Source organism: Chryseobacterium soli (assembly GCF_000737705.1).
GTDB lineage: Bacteria > Bacteroidota > Bacteroidia > Flavobacteriales > Weeksellaceae > Chryseobacterium > Chryseobacterium soli.
Genome location: NZ_JPRH01000006.1, coordinates 162,377 through 186,638, shown reverse-complemented (window position 1 = coordinate 186,638; position 24,262 = coordinate 162,377). Strand labels below are relative to the sequence as shown.

20 protein-coding genes are annotated in these 24,262 nt (G+C 36.6%); 12 read left to right on the top strand and 8 right to left on the bottom strand.

All coding sequences use genetic code 11. From position 1 onward, the window contains the following. The first annotated feature begins 43 nt into the window (after positions 1-43). On the top strand, positions 44-2,407 hold the full coding sequence (locus tag IW15_RS15140) for an outer membrane beta-barrel protein (RefSeq protein ID WP_228384377.1): 2,364 nt from the start codon (positions 44-46) through the stop codon (positions 2,405-2,407). A gap of 39 nt (positions 2,408-2,446) precedes the next feature. Here the strand turns inward: IW15_RS15140 and IW15_RS22850 are convergent, their stop codons facing one another. Further along, a complete protein-coding gene (locus tag IW15_RS22850) occupies positions 2,447-2,611 on the bottom strand; it encodes a hypothetical protein (protein ID WP_165585205.1) in 165 nt (54 codons plus the stop codon). A gap of 312 nt (positions 2,612-2,923) precedes the next feature. Between IW15_RS22850 and IW15_RS15135 the strand changes: the two genes are divergently transcribed. The 10 genes from IW15_RS15135 (at position 2,924) to IW15_RS15095 (ending at position 12,981) form a co-directional block, all read left to right on the top strand. Continuing rightward, positions 2,924-3,838: a dimethylarginine dimethylaminohydrolase family protein gene (locus tag IW15_RS15135; protein WP_034712955.1), complete on the top strand. Its 915-nt coding sequence runs from the start codon at positions 2,924-2,926 to the stop codon at positions 3,836-3,838. A gap of 67 nt (positions 3,839-3,905) precedes the next feature. Then, positions 3,906-4,829, top strand: a complete 924-nt coding sequence (gene ctlX, locus IW15_RS15130) for a citrulline utilization hydrolase CtlX (protein WP_034712951.1) — start codon at positions 3,906-3,908, stop codon at positions 4,827-4,829. 23 nt (positions 4,830-4,852) lie between these two features. Continuing rightward, the gene (locus IW15_RS15125; RefSeq protein ID WP_034712948.1) at positions 4,853-5,212 is read left to right on the top strand and encodes an S-adenosylmethionine decarboxylase family protein; all 360 of its coding nucleotides are present in this window, start codon (positions 4,853-4,855) and stop codon (positions 5,210-5,212) included. Positions 5,213-5,214: 2 nt separating this feature from the next. Continuing rightward, positions 5,215-6,681: a DUF4178 domain-containing protein gene (locus IW15_RS15120; protein WP_034712944.1), complete on the top strand. Its 1,467-nt coding sequence runs from the start codon at positions 5,215-5,217 to the stop codon at positions 6,679-6,681. Positions 6,682-6,683: 2 nt separating this feature from the next. Further along, positions 6,684-6,878 carry a hypothetical protein gene (locus tag IW15_RS22365; protein WP_228384376.1) on the top strand — a complete coding sequence of 65 codons (195 nt, stop codon included), beginning with the start codon at positions 6,684-6,686 and terminating at the stop codon, positions 6,876-6,878. Between the two features lie 11 nt (positions 6,879-6,889). Then, positions 6,890-7,105 carry a DUF350 domain-containing protein gene (locus IW15_RS15115; RefSeq protein ID WP_034712940.1) on the top strand — a complete coding sequence of 72 codons (216 nt, stop codon included), beginning with the start codon at positions 6,890-6,892 and terminating at the stop codon, positions 7,103-7,105. Next, entirely contained in the window at positions 7,098-8,612 is a 1,515-nt protein-coding gene (locus IW15_RS15110; RefSeq protein ID WP_034712937.1) for a polyamine aminopropyltransferase, read from the top strand. Before IW15_RS15115 ends, IW15_RS15110 begins: the two co-directional genes overlap by 8 nt. Before the next feature lie 79 nt (positions 8,613-8,691). Next, entirely contained in the window at positions 8,692-10,176 is a 1,485-nt protein-coding gene (locus tag IW15_RS15105) for a flavin monoamine oxidase family protein (RefSeq protein WP_228384375.1), read from the top strand. Next, positions 10,173-11,198, top strand: coding sequence for a hypothetical protein (locus IW15_RS15100; RefSeq protein ID WP_034712935.1), 1,026 nt, complete (start codon positions 10,173-10,175; stop codon positions 11,196-11,198). Before IW15_RS15105 ends, IW15_RS15100 begins: the two co-directional genes overlap by 4 nt. Positions 11,199-11,226: 28 nt before the next feature. Then, positions 11,227-12,981 carry a discoidin domain-containing protein gene (locus tag IW15_RS15095; protein ID WP_051882068.1) on the top strand — a complete coding sequence of 585 codons (1,755 nt, stop codon included), beginning with the start codon at positions 11,227-11,229 and terminating at the stop codon, positions 12,979-12,981. 65 nt (positions 12,982-13,046) lie between these two features. Here the strand turns inward: IW15_RS15095 and IW15_RS15090 are convergent, their stop codons facing one another. The 6 genes from IW15_RS15090 to recJ form a co-directional block, all read right to left on the bottom strand. Beyond that, entirely contained in the window at positions 13,047-13,919 is an 873-nt protein-coding gene (locus IW15_RS15090) for an alpha/beta hydrolase (RefSeq protein WP_034712933.1), read from the bottom strand. Positions 13,920-13,999: 80 nt separating this feature from the next. Beyond that, a complete protein-coding gene (locus IW15_RS15085) occupies positions 14,000-16,258 on the bottom strand; it encodes a TonB-dependent receptor domain-containing protein (protein WP_034712930.1) in 2,259 nt (752 codons plus the stop codon). 48 nt (positions 16,259-16,306) lie between these two features. Further along, a complete protein-coding gene (locus tag IW15_RS15080) occupies positions 16,307-18,535 on the bottom strand; it encodes an outer membrane beta-barrel family protein (protein ID WP_034712929.1) in 2,229 nt (742 codons plus the stop codon). 242 nt (positions 18,536-18,777) lie between these two features. Beyond that, positions 18,778-19,119: a DUF3817 domain-containing protein gene (locus IW15_RS15075; protein WP_034712927.1), complete on the bottom strand. Its 342-nt coding sequence runs from the start codon at positions 19,117-19,119 to the stop codon at positions 18,778-18,780. Between the two features lie 86 nt (positions 19,120-19,205). Beyond that, a complete protein-coding gene (gene nadD / locus IW15_RS15070; protein ID WP_034712925.1) occupies positions 19,206-19,790 on the bottom strand; it encodes a nicotinate (nicotinamide) nucleotide adenylyltransferase in 585 nt (194 codons plus the stop codon). Between the two features lie 24 nt (positions 19,791-19,814). Beyond that, positions 19,815-21,527, bottom strand: coding sequence for a single-stranded-DNA-specific exonuclease RecJ (gene recJ / locus IW15_RS15065; RefSeq protein WP_034712923.1), 1,713 nt, complete (start codon positions 21,525-21,527; stop codon positions 19,815-19,817). 109 nt (positions 21,528-21,636) lie between these two features. Between recJ and IW15_RS15060 the strand changes: the two genes are divergently transcribed. Further along, entirely contained in the window at positions 21,637-22,449 is an 813-nt protein-coding gene (locus tag IW15_RS15060; protein WP_034712921.1) for a M48 family metallopeptidase, read from the top strand. A gap of 81 nt (positions 22,450-22,530) precedes the next feature. Here IW15_RS15060 and IW15_RS15055 read toward each other — a convergent pair whose 3' ends face one another. After that, positions 22,531-24,153, bottom strand: coding sequence for an ABC-F family ATP-binding cassette domain-containing protein (locus IW15_RS15055; RefSeq protein ID WP_034712918.1), 1,623 nt, complete (start codon positions 24,151-24,153; stop codon positions 22,531-22,533). Positions 24,154-24,262 lie beyond the last annotated feature (109 nt).

Genomic DNA, 24,262 nt, shown 5'->3' with positions numbered 1-24,262 from the left:
CAACGACCTTCCTATACTTTTGGCTTTATAAATTTTACTATCTATGAAGCTCAACATGTGGATTCTTGTCCCGGTTCTTTTGTTCTCATCTTTTATTAAAGCCCAGCAGGGTATGGGAGGAAAAGTATTGGATTCAGGAACAAAAAAAGAAATTGCACTGGCCGAAATTTCAGTTTTCAGGGAGTCAGAAGATCAATTCATTCAAAAAATTCTGACCGATTCTTTAGGCCGGTTTCTGTTCAATGAAATCCCTTCCGGAACCTATTTTATCATCCGGAAAGAAAACTATGAAACCCAGAGAGTAGATATCATCACACAGGAAACCATTATTGAGCTTCTTCCATTGGCTCAAAATATTTCCGAGGTCATTCTAAAGGGCGGTGCAAAAAAAATGAGGTTGAATAATGGAAATATGGTCTTGAGTGTTTCCGGAAACAAGGATTTTAAAACATCCACTAATATTCTGGAGGTATTGAGGAAAACACCCGGAGTTACCGTCGATCAGGAAGATGCAATTTTTATTGGCGGAAGAGTGGCTCCTGCTATTTTTATCAATGGAAAACCAGTTGTGATGAGCCCTCAGGAACTTCAGTCCTATCTGAAATCTCTGTCCCCGGAAATGGTAGAGTCCCTCGAAGTGAATTCTAATCCCTCCTCAAAATACGACGCAGAATTTAAAGGAATTATTGATATCAAACTTAAAACGGATACCAATCTTGGATGGAAAGGAAGCTATATTGGGAATGTTTCCGCCAATAGGACCAACTATCGTGAAAACTCTTTAAATCTTTCTTATAACACAGGAAAAATAGGATATACGATGCAGGCCGGATATAATGATGGTGTAACGATCTATCGGTATAATGCCCTCCAGAAGCTGGCCAATACGAATGTGATGCGAACCAGTACAGATCAGAGGGATGCAGGCAGTGTATATACTTTTCAATCTGGGGTAGAGTATAGAATAAATGAAAAAAACAGGCTGGGACTATCATTTAGAGGGAATTTCAGATCTAATGACCGGATGCGCTTAGGTTCTTTGTATACAACGAATCAGGATGAAAGTCAGCTTGTTTTCCATACTGAAAGCCAGAATCCCAATAGATACCGCCAAAATAATTATGGACTCACAGCTGATTATTCTTTACAATATAAAAGCTTTCAGCTGAGTTTTTTAGGAAACTACCTATTGGTTGAAAATAAGCAGAAAGATGATTTTATCAATAAAGATAAGCAGAGTACAGAACTATTATCATACTGGAAATCAGATATGCTTAATAAGGTACATATTTATACGGCCCAATCGGATGCCACGCAAAAAATAGGAAATGCGACGCTTGAAGCAGGATTTAAATTCAGTAGTACGGAAACCGGAAACCATATCCGGTACGACACCTTATCTGTGAATAACCAATTTGCTTTTGATCCTTCGCGAAGCAATCGATTCTCCTATAAAGAAAAAATTATAGCCGGGTATATTGCCTACAGCCACAAGTTTGATAAGCTTCAGCTCAATGCCGGTTTGAGGTTTGAAAATACCAATAGTATTTCTAACGCCATTACCATAGATTCTGTAGTCTCAAGAAAATACCTGGAGTGGTTGCCATCATTCAGTGCCAATTATACCTTTAATAGTTCCAACGAACTTTCTGTTTCTTACAGTAGAAAAATCACCCGTCCTGTCTTTTCGCAGCTCAATCCTTTTCGGTTTTATTTCAGTCCATTGAATTATTGGGTGGGAAATCCTTATCTGCAGCCTTCTTTTACGGATCAGATTAAAGCTGTTTACCGATATAAAAATTGGACTGCTGTTCTTACATTTGGAAAAGAAAAAGATGTGATGACGCGCTATCCGCTGTATGATCCTAAAACCAATGTATTGCAATATCTGGGAACCAATCTGCCTTACAGGAAATTCGCCAGTGTGGAAGTCGCCTTTCCGGTTAGAATTTCAAAGTGGTGGAACCTGAACAGCCAGTTTACAGGATATTATAATGATGAATTCAGACCCTATCTCGATGAAGTATTTGCCTTAAAAATATACAATTATGATGTGAAATTAAATCAGACCTTCACCCTTCCAAAAGGATATACGTTCAATATTTTTACAACGTATGAATCTAAAACAGGAAATAGTCTTTATGTTATAAAACCTAGGTATTCCATTGATCTCTCAGTTCAAAAATCCTGGCTAGACAATAAGCTGAATACCAAACTAAGCTTCAATAATATTTTTGATTCTTATGATCAGCGGGTAGAATTCCGGCATAAAAAAATCATGGATAACCGTTTTATCCATTGGTGGGATACTCAAAAATTGATGGTGTCGGCAGCCTATAATTTTGGAAGTTCAAAATATCAGGGAAGGGAAGCTCAGAAAACAGAAGAAGAAAACAGAGCAAGATAAATAAACCCTGCTTACAGAAGCAGGGTTGTCTATTTTTAGTTAGGGACAGTAGCAGTTACCACATGTCCAGATGGTACAGTTTCCTGCATCATCCCACTCGCAGCAATATCTAGGCTTAGTTGGTCCGATTCCTCCTACGATTGATTTTTGTTGATCTCTTCCTAATTTTTGTGCATGTTTTAGCACTTGATGTTTCTTGTTCATGATTTTTTGGTGTTTAATGTTAAAAGTAAGTTTTAGTATAATTTTTCGCGAAAACTATTTCACTAATTTATGAATTTATTTTTAATTTTCATATCTTTTTAAAGTCATACGTAGATGGAAAGCAGTAAGTTGTAGATTTTTTATTAAGAAAATATAAACGGATAATGTGAAGATTTAGCATGAATAAAGGAACTATGTAAAAGGACTATTCACAAGATTCCTATGTATGATGATAAATTCTGAGTATAAAACAATTCAAAAGTTTTCCAGATAGCCTCCTTTACTTATATTTGTAGTATTGCATAACTCTTTATGAAACTAAATATTAAAAACGAAACGGGAAGGCTAAGATCAGTTGTTCTGGGCCAACCTAATTCTATGGGACCCGTTCCCACCCTTGAAGAAAGCTATGATGCCAAATCATATTATTCCATCGAGAACCATATGTATCCAAAGGAAGCGGATATTATTGATGAAATGAATGCTTTTGAAGCAGTACTGAAAAAATATGATGTTGAAGTGTTCCGTCCAAGTATCATCGAAGATTATAATCAGGTTTTTGCCAGAGATGTGGCTTTTGTGATTGATGATAAAATGATTATTTCCAATGTCATTGCAGACCGGGCAGATGAACAGGACGCCTACAAAAATGTTTATGAAAAGGTGGCGTGGAGAAAGATCATCAATCTTCCGGAAACGGCACATATTGAAGGCGGAGATGTGATTGTATGGGATGATTTTCTATTCATCGGTACATGTTTCAGTGAAGATTACAGAAACTATAAAACAGCAAGAACCAACGAATACGCGATAGAAATTCTAAAAGAATATTTTCCTAAAAAAAGAATCATCGATTTAGAATTAAAGAAAAATGATAAAATTCCGTTTGAAGGAATTCTGCATTTAGACTGTACATTCAACCCGATTGGAAAAGACAAATGCATCATTTATGAAAATGGATTTGTAGATGAAAGCGACTACCGCCTGATCATCGATATTTTTGGAGAAGAAAACTGTTTCCACGTTACCGATCAGGAAATGTTTGAAATGTTTCCGAATATATTTTCTATTTCTCCTGAAATAGTGGTTTCAGACAAAGCTTTTACAAGAATGAACAATCATCTGAGAGACGTATGGGGAATGACCGTAGAAGAGATCCCGTATAGAGAGATTTCCAAAATGGGAGGCTTGCTGAGATGCTCAACAATGCCTTTAGTTCGTGACTAAGGGAGGTTTTAGGTTTGAAAGAATGATTTTAGTCTTTCAATCTTTTAATTTTTAAATAAAACAAACAATGCAGACAACAGATACCGTTTTAATGATAGAACCGATTGCTTTCGGTTATAATGCGGAAACCGCAGAAAACAATTACTTTCAGGTTGAACAGAAAGGCGCAGACATTCAAAATAAAGCGCTGGCAGAATTCAAAATCTTTGTTGAAAAATTAAGGGGTAAGGGAATTCATGTCATTACCATAAAAGATACATTAGATCCTCACACACCGGATTCTATTTTCCCAAACAACTGGGTAAGCTTCCATAACGATGGAAAGGTGGTTTTATATCCTATGTTTGCCTCCAACAGAAGAGTGGAAAGAAGAGATGATATTATTGAAACGATCAAAGGCCAAGGTTTTGAGGTTTCTGAAATTGACGATTGGTCACTTCCGGAAATTCAGGGACACTTTTTGGAAGGTACGGGAAGTATGATCTTCGATCACGATAATAAAATCGCTTACGGATCGGTTTCTTTGAGATTGGATGAAGCGTTATTCAGAGAATTTTGTGGAAAATATGGATTTACGCCTGTTGTTTTCCATTCTTTCCAGACCGTAGGCTCAGAAAGGCTTCCCATTTATCATACGAACGTTATGATGTGTGTGGCAGATCAGTTTGTAGTCATCTGCCTGGATTGTATCGATAATGAACTGGAAAGAAGCAAAGTCATTGAAACGATCAAAAATTCCGGAAAAGAAATTATTGAAATCTCGGAAGAACAGATGCAGCAGTTTGCAGGAAATATGCTTCAGGTACAGAACACAGAAGGACAGAAGTTTTTGGTCATGAGCCAGACGGCTTACCAGTCATTAACGCCGGAACAGGTTTCAGCCATTGAAAAATACTGCGAGATTATTTATTCAGATCTCAATACCATTGAAGTGAATGGCGGAGGAAGTGCAAGATGTATGCTTGCTGAGGTTTTTCTTCCTAAAAAATAATAGATAATTAAGAAATATACACATTGGAATCACCTGCCAGTAAAGGCTTACATATTCTTCTGACTCTGGAAACAGAGTCGGAAGATTTGCTATTAGATAGTGACGGCTTTTTAGCATTCACTCAAAGTATGTTGGAAAATAAAGACGTAGAGATTGTAGGAATTACAAGTCATGTTTTTGATAACCAAAGTTTCACTGCCGCGGTTTGTCTTAAAGAATCACATCTTTGTATTCATACCTGGCCGGAGTTCTGCCAGCTTACATTTGATGTTTTCCTGTGTAATTATTCCCAGGATAATACGGAGAAAGTTGAGAAAATAGCAGATGAGGTAGTAAAGTATTTCAATGCCAGGACTATTCAAAAACACAAGATTCAACGATAAAAATGCATTACGTCTGTCCAGTCTGTAAAACTGATAATAACTATGAATTTACCTTTCCTGCAGTAGAGTATATTTGCAGGTCATGTTCTAATCTGATTGATATATCGCAAAATACATCATTAAAGGTTGTAAAAAAGCCGATTGAAAATGTGGTATTGGAAATTGGAAAAAAAGGGTTGATCAATAATATTCAGTACCATGTTACTGGCACTATTACCAGGAAGTATGGCACTAATGTATATTGGAGAGAATACTATCTTAAAGATGAAAAGGGAAATGATGCTTTTTTAAGCGAAAGTGAAGGGCACTGGGTTTTTCTGCTGCCTCAATCCCCGGTCAATATCAAACATAAAAGTTCTAAATTAATACAGCTTGTTGATACTACCTATCGCTGGTATGAAACAACACCATGTACGATTCATGCGGCTGCAGGTTTTTTTGAAGACAAACTCGACTTCAATATTGCAACTTACAAAGAATATGTGAATGGAAGCAGAATGATCTCACAGGAGCAATCCGATAGCTCTGTTGAATATTTTACCGGAAAACATATTGCCAAATCAACCGTAAAAAAAGCATTCAATATTACGGATCTTCCCAATTATTATGGAATTGGAATTGTACAGCCTTTTTATATAAATGTAAGGCAGGCGATTAATATTCTGGCCTTAACAGCTCTTCTGATCTGCCTGATCCAGCTGAATCTGGTAATGTCAAGAACCAACGCAAACATTTTTGAACAGGAAATAGAATTTGCATCCGTCACAGATAAGGAACTGGTGAGCAAAAGTTTCGAACTTTCCGGTGGATCGGCACCTTTAGAGGTACAGGCTTATTCTGATGTTGATAACTCCTGGGCTAATGTTAGTCTAAGTCTGGTCAACGAAAAGACCAATGAAATGAGGTATACTTCAAAAGATATCGAGAGATATTCGGGATTCGAAGGTGGTGAAAGCTGGAATGAAGGTAGCCGGAACGAAGAATTTAATATTTGCGGTGTAGCTCCGGGGAAATATCACTTCCTGATCTCGGCAGAAAAAGAGGGGGGGATACCGGACCCTTTTAAAACGGGATATCAGTTGAATAACGGAGATTTTTCTGTCATTGGGAATGATAAGGGAGAGTTCTATATAAGAAATAATAAAACTAAAAACATTCAAAGCTATTCTCAGAGAGACATGCTGAAAAATGAAATTATTGGAATGAATAATTGGCTGAATCAACCTAAAGAAATACAGAAATTAGATTCCATTATTACATTTGCCATTCCTATAGAATACGGATATCCACAAAAATCTGAAGCCAATCCGTCAGTCAGGATTAAAGCCATATGGCAGCCGGTTTCTTTCTGGAATTTCGGGATTGTTCTGACCCTGTTGATCGCATTCGGTATCATCTGCCATGTCGGGAAAGGATATTTCGAAAAAGCAAAATGGAATAACAGTTCAAATTCACCCTATCAGGTTTAGTTATGCAGAGAATTTTCGATTACATAAAAGCTAACTGGCTGCTCGTTCTTATCGGGACATTCTTTCTAAGCTGGTTTGTCTATCTTACTTATAGTGGAAACCGCTTTTGCGACTGTGCAAAAACGGAAACATTCCGCGACGGAACTACAAGAAGTCATTCATCAGGAACCGGATTCTACAGATATTATCACAAATAAAAATATAAACTATGGATACAATTAATCTATTGCCAATTATCAACTCAGTTCTCTACTCATTGTTAGGAATTGCCATTTTACTGGTTTGCTATTTCATTATTGAAAAACTTACCCCTGAAAAAACCGGGCACGAGATCGCAAAAAATAAAAATATTGCTCTGGCTATAGTTTTCGGAGCATTTATTATTGGTATTTCAATGATTATAAGCGCAGCAATTCATGGATAAAAAGAGGATCCCTCTCGAGATGCTGCTTATGTTCTCGGTATTTGTCATTGCTACCTGCGGACTGATCTACGAATTGGTGGCCGGCGCGCTGGCAAGCTATCTGCTGGGAGATTCTGTAAAACAGTTTTCTTTCATTATTGGCGTATACTTATTTTCAATGGGGGTTGGATCTTACCTTGCAAAATTCATTAAAGGAAATCTGATCGATAAATTCGTAGAAATTGAAATTCTGGTAGGTATTGTAGGTGGAATAAGCTCGGTGGTTTTATTCATATTATTCAATACACTAGCTCATTTTGAGAGCGTTTTATATCTTTTTGTCTTTTTTACAGGATGCCTGGTAGGAGTAGAAATTCCGATTTTAATGAATATTCTAAAAGACAGGATAGGATTTAAAGATTTAGTTTCCAATGTCTTTGCTTTCGATTATATTGGGGCATTGTTGGCTTCCATTCTGTTTCCTCTTGTGCTTATTCCGAAATTAGGTATTGTAAAAACACCATTATTTTTTGGATTGATCAATATTTCCATTGCTATTTTTTTATGTTTCTATTTAAAAAAGGAATTGTCAAAACCGTTTTCTTTACGGATAAAGTCCCTCGGAGCATTTATTCTGTTGCTTGGACTTTTTATTTTTTCAGATAAAATTTTATCCTATTCCGAAGAGAAACTGTACGGTGAAAATGTGGTTTTTACTAAAAGTTCTCCCTATCAGAGAATTGTACTCACCAGAAATAACCGTGAGTTCAGATTGTATTTAAATAATAATCTGCAGTTTTCCTCTACTGATGAATACCGTTATCATGAAGCATTGGTACATCCTGTGATGTCTATGGCAAAAAATATTGGGCGTGTTCTGATTTTAGGTGGCGGAGACGGTTTTGCAGTACGTGAAGTTTTAAAATATAAAGAAGTTAAAAATATTACTCTGGTTGATCTGGATGGAGAAATGACCGATTTTTTTACAACCAATGAAACCATGCGAGGCTTGAACCAAAATTCAATGTCAAGCCCTAAACTTAAAGTGATCAATAAAGATGCCTATATCTGGGTGAAAGAATGCAAACAAAAATTTGATGTGATCATCATTGATTTTCCAGACCCGTCCAATTACAGCTTAGGAAAATTATATTCGCTCCAGTTTTATAAAGAACTTGAAAGATTAACGACTCCTGATACCAAAGTAGTGATTCAGACTACATCACCTTATTTTGCTCCAAAATCTTTCTGGTGTATTGAAAAAACCGTCAATCAGATATTTCCTTTTACGGCGGCTTATCACACCTATGTTCCTTCCTTTGGAGAATGGGGTTTTTCGATGGCTTCCTTTGAGCCTATTAATAATACCATCTACAGGAAGATCCCTAATTTAAAATTCTATGATTACAACTTCAGGCAGCTGTCATATTTTACTAAAGATATGAAGGCAGCTGACGTTGAAGTAAATCGGCTGGATAATCAAATATTAGTACGCTATTTCGATGAAGAGTGGGGAAAAGTACAGTAGAAAAGATTTTCTTACAACCTTATTTTTAGGAAGTTTGATACTCCCTTTTCTGCAGTATTGTGGGAAGAAGGGAAAATCAATGCTGCTCAAAATTACAGGAACAAATCACGTTTTGGGACATAAACTGTGGGCTAAAGATTTTCCGGAAACTACAGAAGAAATCCATACAAAATACCTCATTGTAGGCGGGGGAATCTCTGGACTTTCAGCTTGCAGGTTTTTAAACAAAAATGGGGAGAAGGACTATCTTTTACTTGAAATGGAAGATCATTTAGGAGGAAACTCATCAAATGGGCAGAATGCGTTTTCGAAGTTTCCCTTGGGAGCTCATTATTTGCCTTTACCGAACAAAGAAAATATAGAAATAATCGAGTTTTTAAATGAATCTGGAATCTGTTCGGGAAATGATGACAGCGGTGAACCTGTTTTGGATGAATATCAAATGACTTTTCCTCAACAGGAACGCCTGTTTTATAAAAATGCATGGCAGAATGATATTGTTCCTCAGAAAGGGATCTCTTCAGAAACTCAAAAAGAACTGGATCGTTTTTTTAAAATGATGGACGAGTACCGTCAGAAAAAAGATGATCACGGAGTATATTGGTTTGCCATACCCGTTCATGATTCAAGCAGAGTGGAAAATGCTTTGCAACTTGAAAAAATATTGTTTAAAGACTGGCTGGCTATGCAAAATTTTAAATCAGAAGAATTACTCTGGCTGTTGGATTACTCCTGTAAAGATGACTATGGATTAGGAATTCAGTATATTTCTGCCTGGGCCGGGATTCATTATTTTGCAGGAAGAAAAAATAACTGGAGCGAAAAATATAAAGATCATGTGTTTACATGGCCGGAGGGAAATGCAAGGCTGACAAGTTACTTTTCAAAATATACCAAAGAAAAATATATACCTAATCATTTAGTTTTTGAAATTGAAATTAAAGATAAAGTTGAGGTTTTAAGCTTTGATAGCCTTCATAAAAAGACAAAAAAAATCATTGCTGAAAAAATACTGTTAGCCGCTCCGCAATTTGTGAATGAACGAATTTTAAATCAGAAAAGAGCAGAATCTTTTAACTATGTTCCCTGGCTTCTGACCACCATCACCCTGAAAAATGAATTCGGAGGAGATGAAGAACTGGCATGGGATAATGTGATTTATGGTTCAGAAGGATTGGGATATATCAATGATCAGCATCAGAATATTGGGTTGGTGATGGGAGAAAAGGTAATCACATATTACCGGAGTTTTTCAACAGCAGATTGTCGGAAAGCCAGAAAAAAGCTCTATAATATGAAAGAAAAACATCTCAGAGAGCTTGTTTTGTCGGATCTTAAAAAAGCCCATCCACTCATTGAAGATTTTATTACAGAAATACAGTTTCATAAAATAGGACATGCAATGATTGCTCCTGTGCCGGGACAAATCTTTGGGGAAAATTCAGAAAAGGCCAGACAACCGATAGAAGGTAAAATATTTTTTGCCCACAGTGACCTATCAGGGATCTCTATTTTTGAAGAAGCTTTTTATCAGGGAATCAGAGCCGCAAAAGAAATGATATGAAACAGCCCTGGATACATAATGCCAAAACAGATGGCTGGTTTATACTTTCACCGCCTTTTATCATCCTGTTGATCATTTTTCTTTTTCAGCAACAGATCCAGAATCTGGAAAATGACTATTCTTTTTATACCTGGCTTTTTCTTATTGTATTCGTTGATGTTGCCCATGTATATTCTACATTATTTAAAACCTATTTTATAAAAGAAGAAATTCAGAATAGAAAACTCCTGTACTGGGGGATTCCGGCAGTAAGCTGGGGTATAGGTTTGTTGCTTTATCAATTGGGAAGTCTTACGTTTTGGTCAGTTCTGGCCCTGATTGCTGTTTTCCACTTTATCAGGCAACAGTATGGATTTATGAGAATATATGCCCGCCTTGAACCTAATAATTGGAGCAAGAAAATAGATACACTTGCTATCTATTCTGCAACGATCTATCCGATGCTGTATTGGTTCAGGACGCCCCGTGCCTTTACATGGTTTGTAGAAAATGAGTTCAGCTGGATGCAGAAGCTCCCGGATTATGTACCTTATACTACCGTGCTATATTGCCTCATCCTGCTATTTTGGATTCTAAAAATAGGATACAGTTTTTTCGGTTCACAAAAAATAAATATTCCAAAAACTGCTTTAATTATCGGAACATATCTTTCCTGGTATTTCGGAATTGTATATTTCAATAATGATGTAGTCTTTACTTTTTTAAATGTGATTTCGCACGGAATACCTTATATTGCTTTGATATACATCAGGGAAATTAAACATAGAGAAAATCCTTCTTTTCATCGGTTTTCAATTTTTAAATCTGCTTTTGGAATTCTTTTATTCATCATGGTTATCATAGGATTTGCTTTCTTTGAGGAGTTGTTATGGGAGGTTCTTGTTTGGAATGACCACTTTTCACTCTATCTGGATCTGTCAGGACGTTGGCTTCAGATAGTAGTTCCGCTGCTGGTTGTTCCCCAGCTAACCCACTATTTATTAGATGGCTTTATTTGGAGGAAACCAAAAAAAGTTAAGTAAATTTGTGACTTAAGCAAAAAATATGAAGATGTACAAGTACTTTTTTTGGGTAGCCATTTTCCTTGGAATGGGCTTACAGGGACAGCAGAAAACATTTTGTAATCCAATTAATATCGATTACGGATACACGCCTTTCGAAATTTTCTCAAAACAGGGGAAACACCGGGCAACCGCTGATCCAGTGATCGTTAATTTTAAAAATAAACTATTCCTTTTTTCAACCAATCAGGAAGGTTACTGGTACAGTGATGATATGCTCGACTGGAAATTTGTGAAAAGAAAATTCCTCAGAGATAAAAAATACATCCATGACCTTAATGCACCTGCTGTTTGGGCAATGAAAGATACGCTGTATGTATTCGGATCAACCTGGGAGCAGGATTTTCCGATCTGGAAAAGTACCAATCCTACAAAAGATGACTGGAAGATTGCCGTAGATACCTTAAAAGTGGGTGCCTGGGATCCGGCTTTTCATTATGATGAAGATAAAAATAAATTGTATCTGTATTGGGGTTCAAGTAATGAATGGCCGTTGTTAGGAACTGAAGTAAAGGTTAAAACCCTGCAGTCGGAAGGTTTCGTAAAACCGATCTTAAAATTAAAGCCTGAAGATCATGGCTGGGAAAGATTTGGGGAGTATAATGATAATGTATTTTTGCAGCCTTTCGTGGAAGGGGCATGGATGACGAAGCACAACGGAAAATACTATATGCAGTACGGAGCTCCGGCAACTGAGTTCAGCGGGTATTCCGATGGAGTGTATGTGAGTAAAAATCCTCTCGAAGGTTTTGAATACCAGCAGCACAATCCATTCTCCTATAAGCCGGGAGGTTTTGCAAGAGGTGCCGGTCATGGAGCAACGTTTGAAGATAATTTCAAGAACTGGTGGCATGTTTCGACGATCTTTATTTCTACTAAAAATAATTTCGAAAGAAGATTGGGAATCTGGCCTGCAGGTTTTGATAAAGATGATGTAATGTACAGCAATACGAGTTATGGAGATTATCCGACTTTTCTTCCGCAGTACGCCCAGGGAAAAGATTTCTCTAAAGGCCTTTTTGCCGGTTGGATGCTGCTGAATTATAATAAACCCGTTCAGGTTTCGTCTACCTTGGGAGGATATCACTCCAATTATGCGGTGGATGAAGATATAAAGACCTACTGGAGCGCAAAAACGGGGAATTCCGGTGAGTGGTTCCAAACGGATCTTGGTGAAGTTTCTACCATCAATGCCATTCAGATTAATTATGCCGATCAGGATGTTGAGTTTATGGGGAAAACTTTCGGGAAAATGCATCAGTACAAAATATACGGTTCCAACGATGGTAAAAAATGGAGCGTAATTGTTGATAAAAGCAAAAACACCAAAGATGTTCCGCACGATTATGTGGAACTGGAAAAACCGGCACAGGCAAGATTTCTGAAAATGGAAAACTTAAAAATGCCTACCGGAAAATTTGCCTTAAGCGGTTTCAGGGTTTTTGGAAAAGGACAAGGTGAAAAACCTAAAAAAGTGGAGAATTTTGTTCCGTTAAGAGCTGATCCTAAAAAATATGGGGAAAGAAGAAGCATCTGGATGAAGTGGCAGCAAAATCCTGATGCAGACGGATATATGATCTATTGGGGGAAATCTCCGGATAAATTATACGGAAGCATCATGGTATACGGCAAAAATGAATATTTCTTCACCGGTGCCGATCGAACAGATGCCTATTACTTCCAGATTGAAGCATTCAATGCCAATGGAATTTCAGAAAGAACAGAGGTAGTAAAATCAGAATAATTTTAAAAATTCCCTTGTTATATTTGATTGCAGAAGAATATAAATACATAAAAACTCATTGATTTTCAATGAGTTTTTTTATTGCCATCAAGTCTTTTCAAAAAATCAGCGATGGTATTGATCAGAAACTGATCATGAGGTTCTTTAGACCAGTCCAGATGGCCACCGTTGAATTCACAGGATTCATGAAGAACATTATTTCTGCTTAACGTTGAATCTAAAATGGATTTCTGTGATAAAGGCACAACTCGGTCTGCTGTTCCGTAATAAGAAAGGGTAGGTGCTGAGGTTGTATTGATCCAGTGTACAGGACTGGCAAAATCTGTTATCTTATTGTTTAAAGTAAGCATATTAGGATCGATTAAATGTTTTTCAACAAAAGCATAATCTTCATAACTTTTAAACCCGGAGTCTGAAAGATCTGCCGGACCTACGATATTAATGACTGCTTTTACTTTCTTCTCCTGATCAAAGTGATAGGCATACAACATGGACAAATGCCCACCTGCGCTGTTTCCAAGCAAAATGAATTTTGGCTTATAATGTAATCTCTTTTCCAGATAGAGCATTGCTGTTTTTACATCATCAGTTTGGTTAGGAATGCCATACCGTGCTTCGGAAGCCAGCCTGTAATTGACGTTGGCAAAAACCATGTCCGGAAATTTCTGCATCATCGCAAGTGTGAAAACGGTAAGCTGGGATTTATCACCTCCCCGCCAGCCGCCGCCATGAAGTATAACAAAAACATCTTTTTTCTCCGTAGTTTTTTCATGAGGAACATAAAAATCCATGACCTGCTCGGAGTCTTTTCCGTAAAGAATATTTTTTTCACTGTCAAAACTGATATGATCGCTAAGTTTCAGGATCTTCTTTTGGCAGCTCTGTACCAAAAACAGAGTGCTAATGCATGCTAATACGATCAATAAACCTTTTTTCATAGGTATTAAAGATAAAAAAACCCGCTAATAAATCAGCGGGTTCTCTGTACAAATATAATTGAATATGAAACGATTGTTTTTTATCTTGTTCTGCTTTTGATAGCATCTGAAGCTCCTTCAATATCTCTTACTTTTTTAACTTTTTGGTTTCCAAAGTTATACGTAATACTGAAAGTCATTCCCCGGTTGAATTGGTCATTTTTCACATAATTGTAATTTCCGTTAGCCTGAAAATCTTCAATTTCCACGATATTGGTTCTAAGGACATCCGTTACATTCAGTGCAAACGTCCATTCGTTCCAGACTTTTTTCAGACTAAGATCCAGACTCATTAAGTTTTTCAACAATCCAAGCTCAATCTGTTGTTTGTCTACAAAGAAGTAATTAACGCCTACAAACCATGTTTTCTTTTTATCTAAACGGATGGTATTGTTGGTTTGAATAACGATACTTGTAGATTTTGTTTTATTAACATATTCCACAGGTTTACCGTCTATATCCTGGAAACGGTCTCCGGTAGTAGGATCAACAGCCAAAGTACCGTTGTTGATATTGTGCTGTACCCCGATATTAAAATTCGTTGTCCAGTATTCTTTGAAATATGATTTTTGAATTCCAAACATCGCAGACATTTCCTGTTTGTTTCCAAAATTTGTTCTTAAATAACGAAGCACGTTGTTGGTGCCTACTTTTCCATCTGGTGAAACTGGATAGCCCTGTAATGGAACCTGAGTGATGACATCTTTGTATAAAGAGTGATTTAAAATCAGGAAATATGAGCTTTTATACATATAGGTTAATTCCTGATTATACGTGGAAGATGCTTTTACAAATGGATTGTTCTGAGTGTAATTGTCATTTGTTAAAATATTTCTTACCGGATTAATCTCCCAGAAGCTGGGTCTTCTCATTCTGGTAGAAAACGCATAAGAAATATTGTTAGTTTGATTCAATGCATAATTAAAACTTACGTAAGGCAGGAAGTTATTATACTTTCGGTCTATTCTTCGGAATTCTTCCGGAGTATTGGTATTATCAGATGTTCCTAAACTGCTCGTAACTTCATAGCGGGCACCGGCCTTTCCGGAAAATTTATCAGAGAATTTCTTTTCCAGTGTTAAATAAACCCCATAAATCGTTTCATCATATACAAAGTGATTCGGATCATGTTTTGGGGCTACAGGAGGCTGTGCATTGAATATGAAGGTATCATTTTTAGTGTCATTATCAGTTTTGGTTTTATTAAAGTTTCCCCCCACAGAAACGGTGAAATCATTTTTAAACTTTTGGATGTAATCTACAGTACCTGAGAAATTATTAATAATCTGTGGAAGATTCTGAATGATTTGTTGATTTAAACCCAGTACATCTCTGCTTATATTGGATCCATAGGTTTTATTATCCGTATTCTGAAATCTTCTGTAATTAAGATAAGCAGCGTTAAGATTCAACTTACTTCCCAATGAATCCGTCTTCAATTCATAGTTTAAGTTAAGTGAATTGTTGTAAGAACGGGCATTTTCTCTGTTTTTTGACCAGGTATATTGGGTGCTGTCGCTCACTATAGTATTAAATAAATCTACTCTTGAATCATAGCTTCTGTTCACCCATGAATTCCAGGATAGCGCCAGATTACTCTTATCGGTTAATTGATAATCAATATTTAAATATCCACCCAGGTTTTTATTAGGGTCTGTAATATCACCAATAGATTCATTGGAAGATTTAGCATTTCCGTTTTTAAGGACATAAGATTGTGCCTGGATGTTATCTCCTGCAAAAATATTACTGCTGATTCCTAATTTGTCCTTTCTGTAATTAATAGATACAGATGCACTCGAACCATTGTATTTATTCTGCATATTGCTCATTCTCATGTTTCCACTCAGGCCGTCGCTCATTTTTTTCTTCATCACGATATTGATGATACCGTCTGAAGATTCCACCTGATATTCACTCCCTGGAACTGTGATTACTTCAATTTTTTGGATATTTTCGGCAGGAGTGCTTTTAAGAAGCTGAACCAGAGAATCTGCATCCATGTTGGTTTTTCTTCCGTTGATGTAGATCAGCGCATTATTCTTTCCGGCAATTTTTAATGTTTTGTCGTCAGTAGAAGAAAGCAGGGGAGTTTGCTTTAATAAATCAAAAGTAGTATTTCCCTTGGCTACTGGAGAAGCGGCAACATCATATACAAAACGGTCGCTTTGTTTTTTGAATACCTGTTTTTTGATCGTAACTTCCTCGATACTTTTAGTTTTAATAGTATCCTGTTTCTTTTCCTGTGCAAAGGCGAATCCTGTGAAAAATATGGCGGCGATGAGTAGTGGCGTTTTCATGATTTTATTTTTTAGTTGAAATAACTTGTATGCGTAATATTTGATTTTTTAAGTTCTTGATTTTACAGCGTCATTCGCTGATTTCATCTCTCTTGCTTTTTTTAATTTTTGATTTCCGAAGTTATAAGTAGCACCTGCGCTTATTATTCTTCTGTACCCAAAAGTGGTAATGTTATTATAGCTTCCGTTAGGCTGTATACCGGTAAGCCTGTCATAGTTTTGATTAAATACATCATACACTTCAACTAAGAAAGTCCAGTTGCCTGAGATCTTTTTTATGCTGAGGTCTAAGCTTTGCTGTATTCCAGATTCTCCAATCTCCACCTGGTTTTTTCCGGCGTAAAAATAATTGACTCCCAAAAACCAGTCTTTTTGGGAAGAAAGACGGATACTGTTGTTGAACTGGGCAAAAAAATTGAAATTTTTAACATCGATTGTATAAGGAATAAGAGTTTCCGTAGTTCCCGCTGCAGGTCTGGAAGTAGGATCCTCACTTACCGTACCGGAAAACATTCTATATGCTACATTTACAGAGTAGTTGGTAGTCCAGATCTCTTTCATCCAGGATTTGTTCATTCCGACAGTCAGACCCAGTTGCTTATTGATACCATAATTCGTTCTGATGTACCTTAAGAATTTTGTGGTAATGATGATTGGGTTTCCATGCTCATCCTCACCTTGTTTGGATAAAGTTCCCTGCAAAGGAAGCTGGCTGGAAGCATCCTGTGCGTAATTGAAGCTGAGATTGGCATAGAAAGCGCTTTTAAACATATAACTGATTTCCTGATTATAATGTTTCGAAGCCAGGATGAACGGATTATTCTGAGTGTAATTCTCAGGTGTAAAATATGTTCTTGAAGGATTCAGCTCCCAGAATCTTGGTCTTCTGATTCTGCTGGAAAAAGTATAGCTGATGCTGTTATCTGCATTGATTACGTAATTAAGATTAAGATAAGGAAGCAGATTATTATAATTTCTGTCGAAATCGGTTTTTCCTAAAATCTCTCCGGTACTTTTGGTCATCTCATATCGGGTTCCGATTTTACCGGATAGTTTTTCATTAAACTTTTTTTCATAAGTAATATAAGCGCCTAAAATATTTTCCTTGTAAATAAAATGATTCGTCTGGCTGATGTCACTTACAAAATTACCATCCGCAAAAACATCCTGTTTAGCATCATTATCCGTATTCGTATGGTTATAGCTGATTCCCATTAACCATGAATTTCCCTTCGCTGTTTTCTGGATATAATCAATATTAGCAGCATAATTATTAATAATCTGAGGAACGGATTGTCTGATAGCACCATACTGACTTTCGATACTGATTGGGAAAGTTTCATTAGAACTTACTTTATCCCTGTTGAACCATAAATAAGAAACATTCGAAGTCAGTTTACTGCCTAAAGAATCTGTTTTTATTTCATAATTAAGATTGAAAGAATGATTTCTTGTTTGTGCATTTTCCGTGTTTACGGTTCTGTTTTGCAAAACACCATCCTGCCAGTTGGTAACGTCCAACACTGAGTTAAAACTTTTATTATATCTCATGTTATAAGTAAGTCCCAGGCTTTGCTTTTTATTAATCTCATAGTCGATGTTTACCACACCACCATAGTTTCTGTTAGGATCGGTATTCATCCCGTATGATTCATTTCTGAAGGTTGCATCACCGTTGGAAAGAGTGTATTTTTCTTTTTCTTTCCAGCTTCCCATATTGAAATTGGTGTTGAAAGCCCATTTATTTTTTCTTACATTCAATGAAAGTCCTCCCGATGGATTATTAAAATATCCCTGTTCATCCAGTACTTTCAATGTTCCGTTATACCCATTGTTCTTACTTTTTTTCATTATGATGTTTATTACACCTTCGGTAGATTCTACCTGAAACTCACTTCCGGGAACCGTGATCACTTCAATTTTCTGAATATCTTCGGAAGGCGTATTTTTCAGCATCTCTATCAATGCCTCAGCATCCATATTGGTTTTCTTGCTGTTGATGTAGATCACTGCATCAGATTTCCCCATTATTTTTAAGGTTTTCCCATCAATACTTGAAATCATAGGAGTTTGCTGTAAAAGATTAAAAGTATTGGTTCCCTTAGCAATAGGAGATGCGGCAACATCATAAATAAAACGGTCACTCTGTTTTTTGAAAACCTGCTTTTTCAAAGTGATCCCTTCTATGCTTTTTACTTTCAGCGTATCCGTTTTCTTTTCTTGTGCGAAAACAAATCCTGTGAAAAATAGAGCTCCAATTAGTAATGACGTTCTCATGATGGTTATTTTAACTTGTTAATAGCTTGTATGTGTTATTATTTAACATTACAAAGATATATAATAAATCTAGTATCTTGCAATACAAAGTACTTGAAATATTTTTATATCCATTTTAACTAATTGATTTTCAGTAGTTAAAATTTGTATTAAAAAATTAGATACTTACCTTTTATACATGATAAGACAACTGTAACTGGAATATTGTTACAGCAAAAAGTGAAATTTTATGAAAAATAAAATTATTCTCTGTCGAATCGGGCTAATTTTTTATCAACCCAGATCGTTGCGAACGGGAAAAATGCCGAAAGAAGGGCAAAGACGAAATCCTCATCATCCCAGTTGAAAATTTTTCTCACAGGAAGACACAACAAAAGATAAAGGCTGAAAAATATCCCGTGGATATTTCCAATAACAATAATGAAAATCGTAGGAAGAAGTCCCTCATCATCATATCTTTTCCAGATCATGGCAACGCCGTATAGCAGGAAACAAGAAACAGCTTCTGCAATACAAATCTGTTTAAACCATTTGATGATTTTTTCCTGGGAATATTTTGAGAAAAATTTTTCGATGAAGTTCATTATCTTGATTATAAATTATCATTGAAACTTAAAATAAAGATTCACTGGTCGCGGCTTTATTTCCTTAACGTTCAATCCGTACAAAATTACTTATAAAAACTGCTTCCGTCCAAATAGTCAAATACTTCCGGTGGTAGCATAGGTCTTACATTTTTACCCTCTTTAATCATATTCCGGATTTCCGTAGCCGAAAGCTCAATGACAGGAGCTTTTATAACTGAAATATTATCATGCTGAAGATATTCAGAATCCTTTTTCTCCCCTTCAAAAACCCTTGGATACACAATAATGTGATGATTTTTTATAAGAGTTTCAGAATTTTTCCACTTATGAAGACCATCCAGATTGTCTTCACCCATAATCAGGCTGAAAGAATGATCAGGATATTTTTCATGAAGATAAGTAAGTGTATCAATAGTATAGCTTGGTTTAGGAAGTGAGAATTCTACATTGGAGGCTCTCATATTCGGATAATTTTTTACGGCAAGCTGTACCATATCCAGCCTGTTGTGATCCTTCAGCAACGTTTTTTTCTCTTTGAAAGGGTTTTGTGGGCTCACGACAAACCAAAGCTCTTCCATATCAGAGTTCTCCAGAATGTAATTGGCCAAAATAAGATGTCCAATGTGGATTGGATTAAATGACCCGAAAAAAAGACCGATCTTCTTCATAAATCAAATGGCAGCATTTAGTGATTATTCTCTAAACTTTACGTCCTTAATATTCAGATAATGCGTTACATTACCTTTCCAGTGGTTTTCTTCCAGTGTGAAAGCCAGATCAAAGTTTTTATTCTTAAAATCGTCTACGAATGGGCCTAATTTAAAACCCACACATTCAATATTTCTTCCTGTAGCTTCCTGTCTTATGTAAAATTTAACGTGGTTATTGTCTTTCCCCATTGTTTTTACATATCCGGAAAGCCTTTGATTCGTTAAAGTCAGGATAGGCTTCATATTGTGAGGGCCAAAAGGCGCCAGTTTTCTATGAAAATTAATGAATTCTCTGTTAATATCATCAACATTGATTTCAGAATCAATATGAATAGTCGGCTCTTTCTGATGTTCCTGAATCTTCTCCGAAACAATTCGTTCAAACTTTACTTTGAATGCTTCAAATTTGTCTTTTTCCATTGAAAGGCCTGCCGCAGCGTGATGTCCTCCAAATTTCAGGAAATATTCTGAACAGAGATCCAGCGCTTCATGAACGTCAAAATCCGAAACAGATCGGGCAGAAGCTACCATTTCTCCATTGTTTCCATCTGTGAAAACCAATGTTGGTTTATGGTATGTTTCAATCAGTCTTGAAGCAACAATTCCGATAACGCCTTTGTTCCATTCGGGATGATAAACGATCGTCGTATGTTTGGTTTCCTGCTGAGATTCAATGATCTGATTCAAAGCGGAAAGGGTGGAATTCATATCCAGTTCACGCCTTTCATCATTAAGACCCATAATGTCATTAACGATCTGGTTGGCGTGTTTCAGGTTATCGGAAACCATCAGCTCAACCGCTGCTTTTCCATGTGAAATCCTTCCTGCAGCATTTATTTTGGGGGCAATTTCAAAAACAATATTTGAAATTTCAAAATGAGAAAGTTTATCTTCAGGAATAAGAAGCCTTAGCCCCATATTTCTTGTTTTTCGAAGGACTTTTAATCCCATTTTAGCTAAAACCCTGTTTTCACCGGTCATCGAAACAATATCTGCCGCAATGGAAATGGCAAGCAGATCAGTAAGTTCAAATAATTCTGCTTCAGGAATTTTATAAATAGTATTCAATCCCTGGCAAAGCTTAAAGCCCACTCCGCATCCTGAAAGTTCCTTAAACGGATATCTGCAGTCAGTTCTTTTAGGGTCTAAAACAGCGGCAGCATTCGGAATTTCGTCTCCCGGAAGGTGATGGTCGCAGATGATAAAATCGATATCCAAGCTTTTGGCGTAAGCGATCATGTCAATTGCCTTGATTCCGCAGTCTAACGCGATAATTAAAGAGAAATTATTTTCTTTCGCGAAATCAATTCCTTCGGTGGAAATACCATATCCTTCAGAATTTCTGTCGGGAATGTAATAGTCCAGATATTTTTTCTCAACAATTTTGCTGAGATAGAGGTACATCAAAGCAACGGCCGTAGTTCCATCTACGTCGTAATCTCCATATACCATTATTTTTTCTCCATTTTCAATAGCAGTTGCAATGCGTTCTACCGCTTTTTGCATGTCAGCCATTAAAAAAGGACTGTGAATATCAGTAAGGTTTGGCTTAAAAAATTCCCGGGCCTTTTGATAATTGTCAATTCCTCTAAGAACGAGGAGTTTAGATTCAAAAGTACCAAATCCAAGTGACGAACTTAGGCTGTCCACAACTTCTTCATCGGGTTCGGGCTTATAGATCCATTTTTGACTCATTTCACAAAAATAGGGAAAAAAAATAGCATTTTGAAATGATTAATGATGAAGTTTTGAAACTGAAGTTGTTAAAAATTAACTACCTTCGCGGTCCAAATTCGAAATAATTATGAAAAAAATGGCTATCGGGCTTCTATTGTTAGGAGCTGTGTGTACAGTTAATGCACAAAAAATTAATCTTGGAAAAGCAGTAGGGGTGGTTTCCAAAGGAGCCAAGGCCTTTACTTTTACCAATGAAGACGCGATTAAGCTGTCAAAGGAATCAGTAGATTATATGGATAAAAATAATCAGGTTGCTGGTCCTAAAGATCCTTATACCATAAGGCTTAATAAACTTTTCGCGAAACACAAATCCCAGGATGGTCTTACGCTCAATTACAAAGTCTACAAAGTAAAAGACATTAATGCCTTTGCCTGTGCAGACGGTAGCGTTCGGGTATTTTCTTCATTGATGGATATCATGACGGATGATGAGCTACTGGCAGTTATCGGGCATGAAATCGGACATGTGAAAAATCAGGACACAAAAGATGCTATGAAATCGGCTTATTTAAAAGCAGCAGCATTAGATGCGGCTTCATCAGCTTCCGCTACAGTTTCTACACTTAATGAAAGCCAGGTAGGAAAGATGGCGAACGCCTTTTTGGATGCTTCACACAGCAAGAAGCAGGAATCTGAAGCTGACACCTATTCATATGATTTTATGAAAGCTAATAATTATAATGTAGTAGGAGCGTACAGAGCATTTAAAAAGCTGGCACTGCTTTCAGAAGGAAGTACACAATCTGGTTTTGAAAAGATGTTTAATTCTCACCCGGACAGCGAAAAAAGAGCTCAGGCTGTTAAGAAAAGAGCAGAGAAAGACGGTTTATGGAAAGACCCCGGAACTGTTACCCTGCCGAAAACAAAACTGACTTCATAAAGGTAAACTTACATAAAAAAATATTCCTCAAAAGCAACTTTGAGGAATTTTTTTATTCTGAAACTAGAATGTATTCTTGTCTTAAGAATACATTTTTTCTCTTAATTCTTTTACTTTTTTATCAGCAAGATATTCGTCATAAGTCATTTCTCTATCGATGATCCCTGAAGGAGTCAATTCGATAATTCTGTTACAGACTGTCTGAAGCATTTCGTGGTCATGAGATGCCAATAAAAGATTTCCTTTGAAGTTAGATAAAGAGTTGTTCAAAGTAGTGATACTCTCAAGGTCTAAGTGGTTGGTAGGTTCATCAAGTAAAAGAACATTTGCTTTCTGAAGCATCATTCTACTGAACATACATCTCATTTTTTCCCCTCCTGAAAGTACAGTACAAGATTTCAAAGCTTCATCCCCTGAGAATAGCATTCTTCCAAGGAATCCTCTCATGAATTCTTCGTGACGCTCTTCATCATTTTTAGTGAATTGTCTTAACCAGTCTACTAAACTTAGGTCTTCCTGGAAGAAATTCGTATTGTCTAAAGGCATATGCGACTGGTTGGTAGTAACACCCCATGCAACTGTACCTTTGTCTGCTTCAACATTTCCGGCTAAAATTTCAAAAAATTCAGTGATTGCTAAAGAGTTTTTAGAAATTACCGCTACTTTATCTCCTTTTTTAAGATTAAGGTCAATATTAGAGAACAATAATTCTCCGTCTTTAGTCTTTTCAAGACCTTTTACATCTAAGATCTGATCTCCGGCCTCTCTTTCCATTTCAAAAATAATAGCAGGATATCTTCTTGAAGATGGCTTAATATCATCGATGTTAAGTTTATCGATCATTTTCTTTCTTGCCGTTGCCTGTTTAGCTTTTGCTACGTTTGAACTAAATCTGGCAATGAAATCCTGAAGTTCTTTTTTCTTCTCTTCAGCTTTTTTGTTGGCTTGAGCTCTTTGTCTTGTTGCCAGCTGTGAAGCCTGATACCAGAATGAATAATTTCCTGTATAAAGGTTCAGTTTAGCATAATCCAAGTCACCGATATGAGTACAGACAGTATCTAAGAAGTGACGGTCGTGAGAAACTACAATAACTGTATTTTCGTAATCCGCAAGGAAGTCTTCTAACCATGAAATAGTGTCGATATCCAGGTCATTCGTAGGTTCATCCAGAATCAGTACATCAGGGTTTCCGAAAAGTGCCTGAGCCAAAAGAACTTTTACTTTGTCCTTGTTCTCAAGTTCACTCATCATCTGCCAATGCATATCATCCTTGATTCTTACATTAGAAAGCATACTTTGTGCATCAGATTCTGAGTTCCATCCTCCCATTTCATCATAGATAACACCTAGTTCTCCCGCTTTTATACCATCTTCATCAGAGAAATCTTCTTTCGCATACAGCGCATCCATTTCCTCTTTTATTTCAAATAGCTTTTTATTTCCTCTTAGTACAGTTTCAAGAACAGTATATTGATCGTAAGCAAAGTGATCCTGCTCTAAAACTGACATTCTTTTTCCTGGCTCTAGTGATATATGCCCTGTCGTAGGATCCTGCTTTCCAGTTAATATTTTAAGGAATGTTGATTTTCCAGCTCCATTAGCTCCGATAATCCCATAACAATTTCCTTTTGCAAACATGATGTTTACCTCGTCAAAAAGAACTCTTTTCCCGAATTGTAAAGATAAGTTAGATACTGTTAACATATAGTTTTGTAAATTTGGCGCAAAATTACGAAAAGAATTTGGGTAATTTATAATAATGTCATAGCCAAGTTTTTAAATGTACCGTATTTTTTATATATTTCATAACGAA

What these genes read in the sequence shown, in the direction of transcription:
- IW15_RS15140 (WP_228384377.1), top strand. Translation starts at nt 44, where the DNA reads ATGAAGCTCAACATGTGGATTCTTGTCCCGGTTCTTTTGTTCTCATCT.
- IW15_RS22850 (WP_165585205.1), bottom strand. Translation starts at nt 2,611, where the DNA reads ATGAACAAGAAACATCAAGTGCTAAAACATGCACAAAAATTAGGAAGA.
- IW15_RS15135 (WP_034712955.1), top strand. Translation starts at nt 2,924, where the DNA reads ATGAAACTAAATATTAAAAACGAAACGGGAAGGCTAAGATCAGTTGTT.
- ctlX (WP_034712951.1), top strand. Translation starts at nt 3,906, where the DNA reads ATGCAGACAACAGATACCGTTTTAATGATAGAACCGATTGCTTTCGGT.
- IW15_RS15120 (WP_034712944.1), top strand. Translation starts at nt 5,215, where the DNA reads ATGCATTACGTCTGTCCAGTCTGTAAAACTGATAATAACTATGAATTT.
- IW15_RS22365 (WP_228384376.1), top strand. Translation starts at nt 6,684, where the DNA reads ATGCAGAGAATTTTCGATTACATAAAAGCTAACTGGCTGCTCGTTCTT.
- IW15_RS15115 (WP_034712940.1), top strand. Translation starts at nt 6,890, where the DNA reads ATGGATACAATTAATCTATTGCCAATTATCAACTCAGTTCTCTACTCA.
- IW15_RS15110 (WP_034712937.1), top strand. Translation starts at nt 7,098, where the DNA reads ATGGATAAAAAGAGGATCCCTCTCGAGATGCTGCTTATGTTCTCGGTA.
- IW15_RS15105 (WP_228384375.1), top strand. Translation starts at nt 8,692, where the DNA reads ATGCTGCTCAAAATTACAGGAACAAATCACGTTTTGGGACATAAACTG.
- IW15_RS15100 (WP_034712935.1), top strand. Translation starts at nt 10,173, where the DNA reads ATGAAACAGCCCTGGATACATAATGCCAAAACAGATGGCTGGTTTATA.
- IW15_RS15095 (WP_051882068.1), top strand. Translation starts at nt 11,227, where the DNA reads ATGTACAAGTACTTTTTTTGGGTAGCCATTTTCCTTGGAATGGGCTTA.
- IW15_RS15090 (WP_034712933.1), bottom strand. Translation starts at nt 13,919, where the DNA reads ATGAAAAAAGGTTTATTGATCGTATTAGCATGCATTAGCACTCTGTTT.
- IW15_RS15085 (WP_034712930.1), bottom strand. Translation starts at nt 16,258, where the DNA reads ATGAAAACGCCACTACTCATCGCCGCCATATTTTTCACAGGATTCGCC.
- IW15_RS15080 (WP_034712929.1), bottom strand. Translation starts at nt 18,535, where the DNA reads ATGAGAACGTCATTACTAATTGGAGCTCTATTTTTCACAGGATTTGTT.
- IW15_RS15075 (WP_034712927.1), bottom strand. Translation starts at nt 19,119, where the DNA reads ATGAACTTCATCGAAAAATTTTTCTCAAAATATTCCCAGGAAAAAATC.
- nadD (WP_034712925.1), bottom strand. Translation starts at nt 19,790, where the DNA reads ATGAAGAAGATCGGTCTTTTTTTCGGGTCATTTAATCCAATCCACATT.
- recJ (WP_034712923.1), bottom strand. Translation starts at nt 21,527, where the DNA reads ATGAGTCAAAAATGGATCTATAAGCCCGAACCCGATGAAGAAGTTGTG.
- IW15_RS15060 (WP_034712921.1), top strand. Translation starts at nt 21,637, where the DNA reads ATGAAAAAAATGGCTATCGGGCTTCTATTGTTAGGAGCTGTGTGTACA.
- IW15_RS15055 (WP_034712918.1), bottom strand. Translation starts at nt 24,153, where the DNA reads ATGTTAACAGTATCTAACTTATCTTTACAATTCGGGAAAAGAGTTCTT.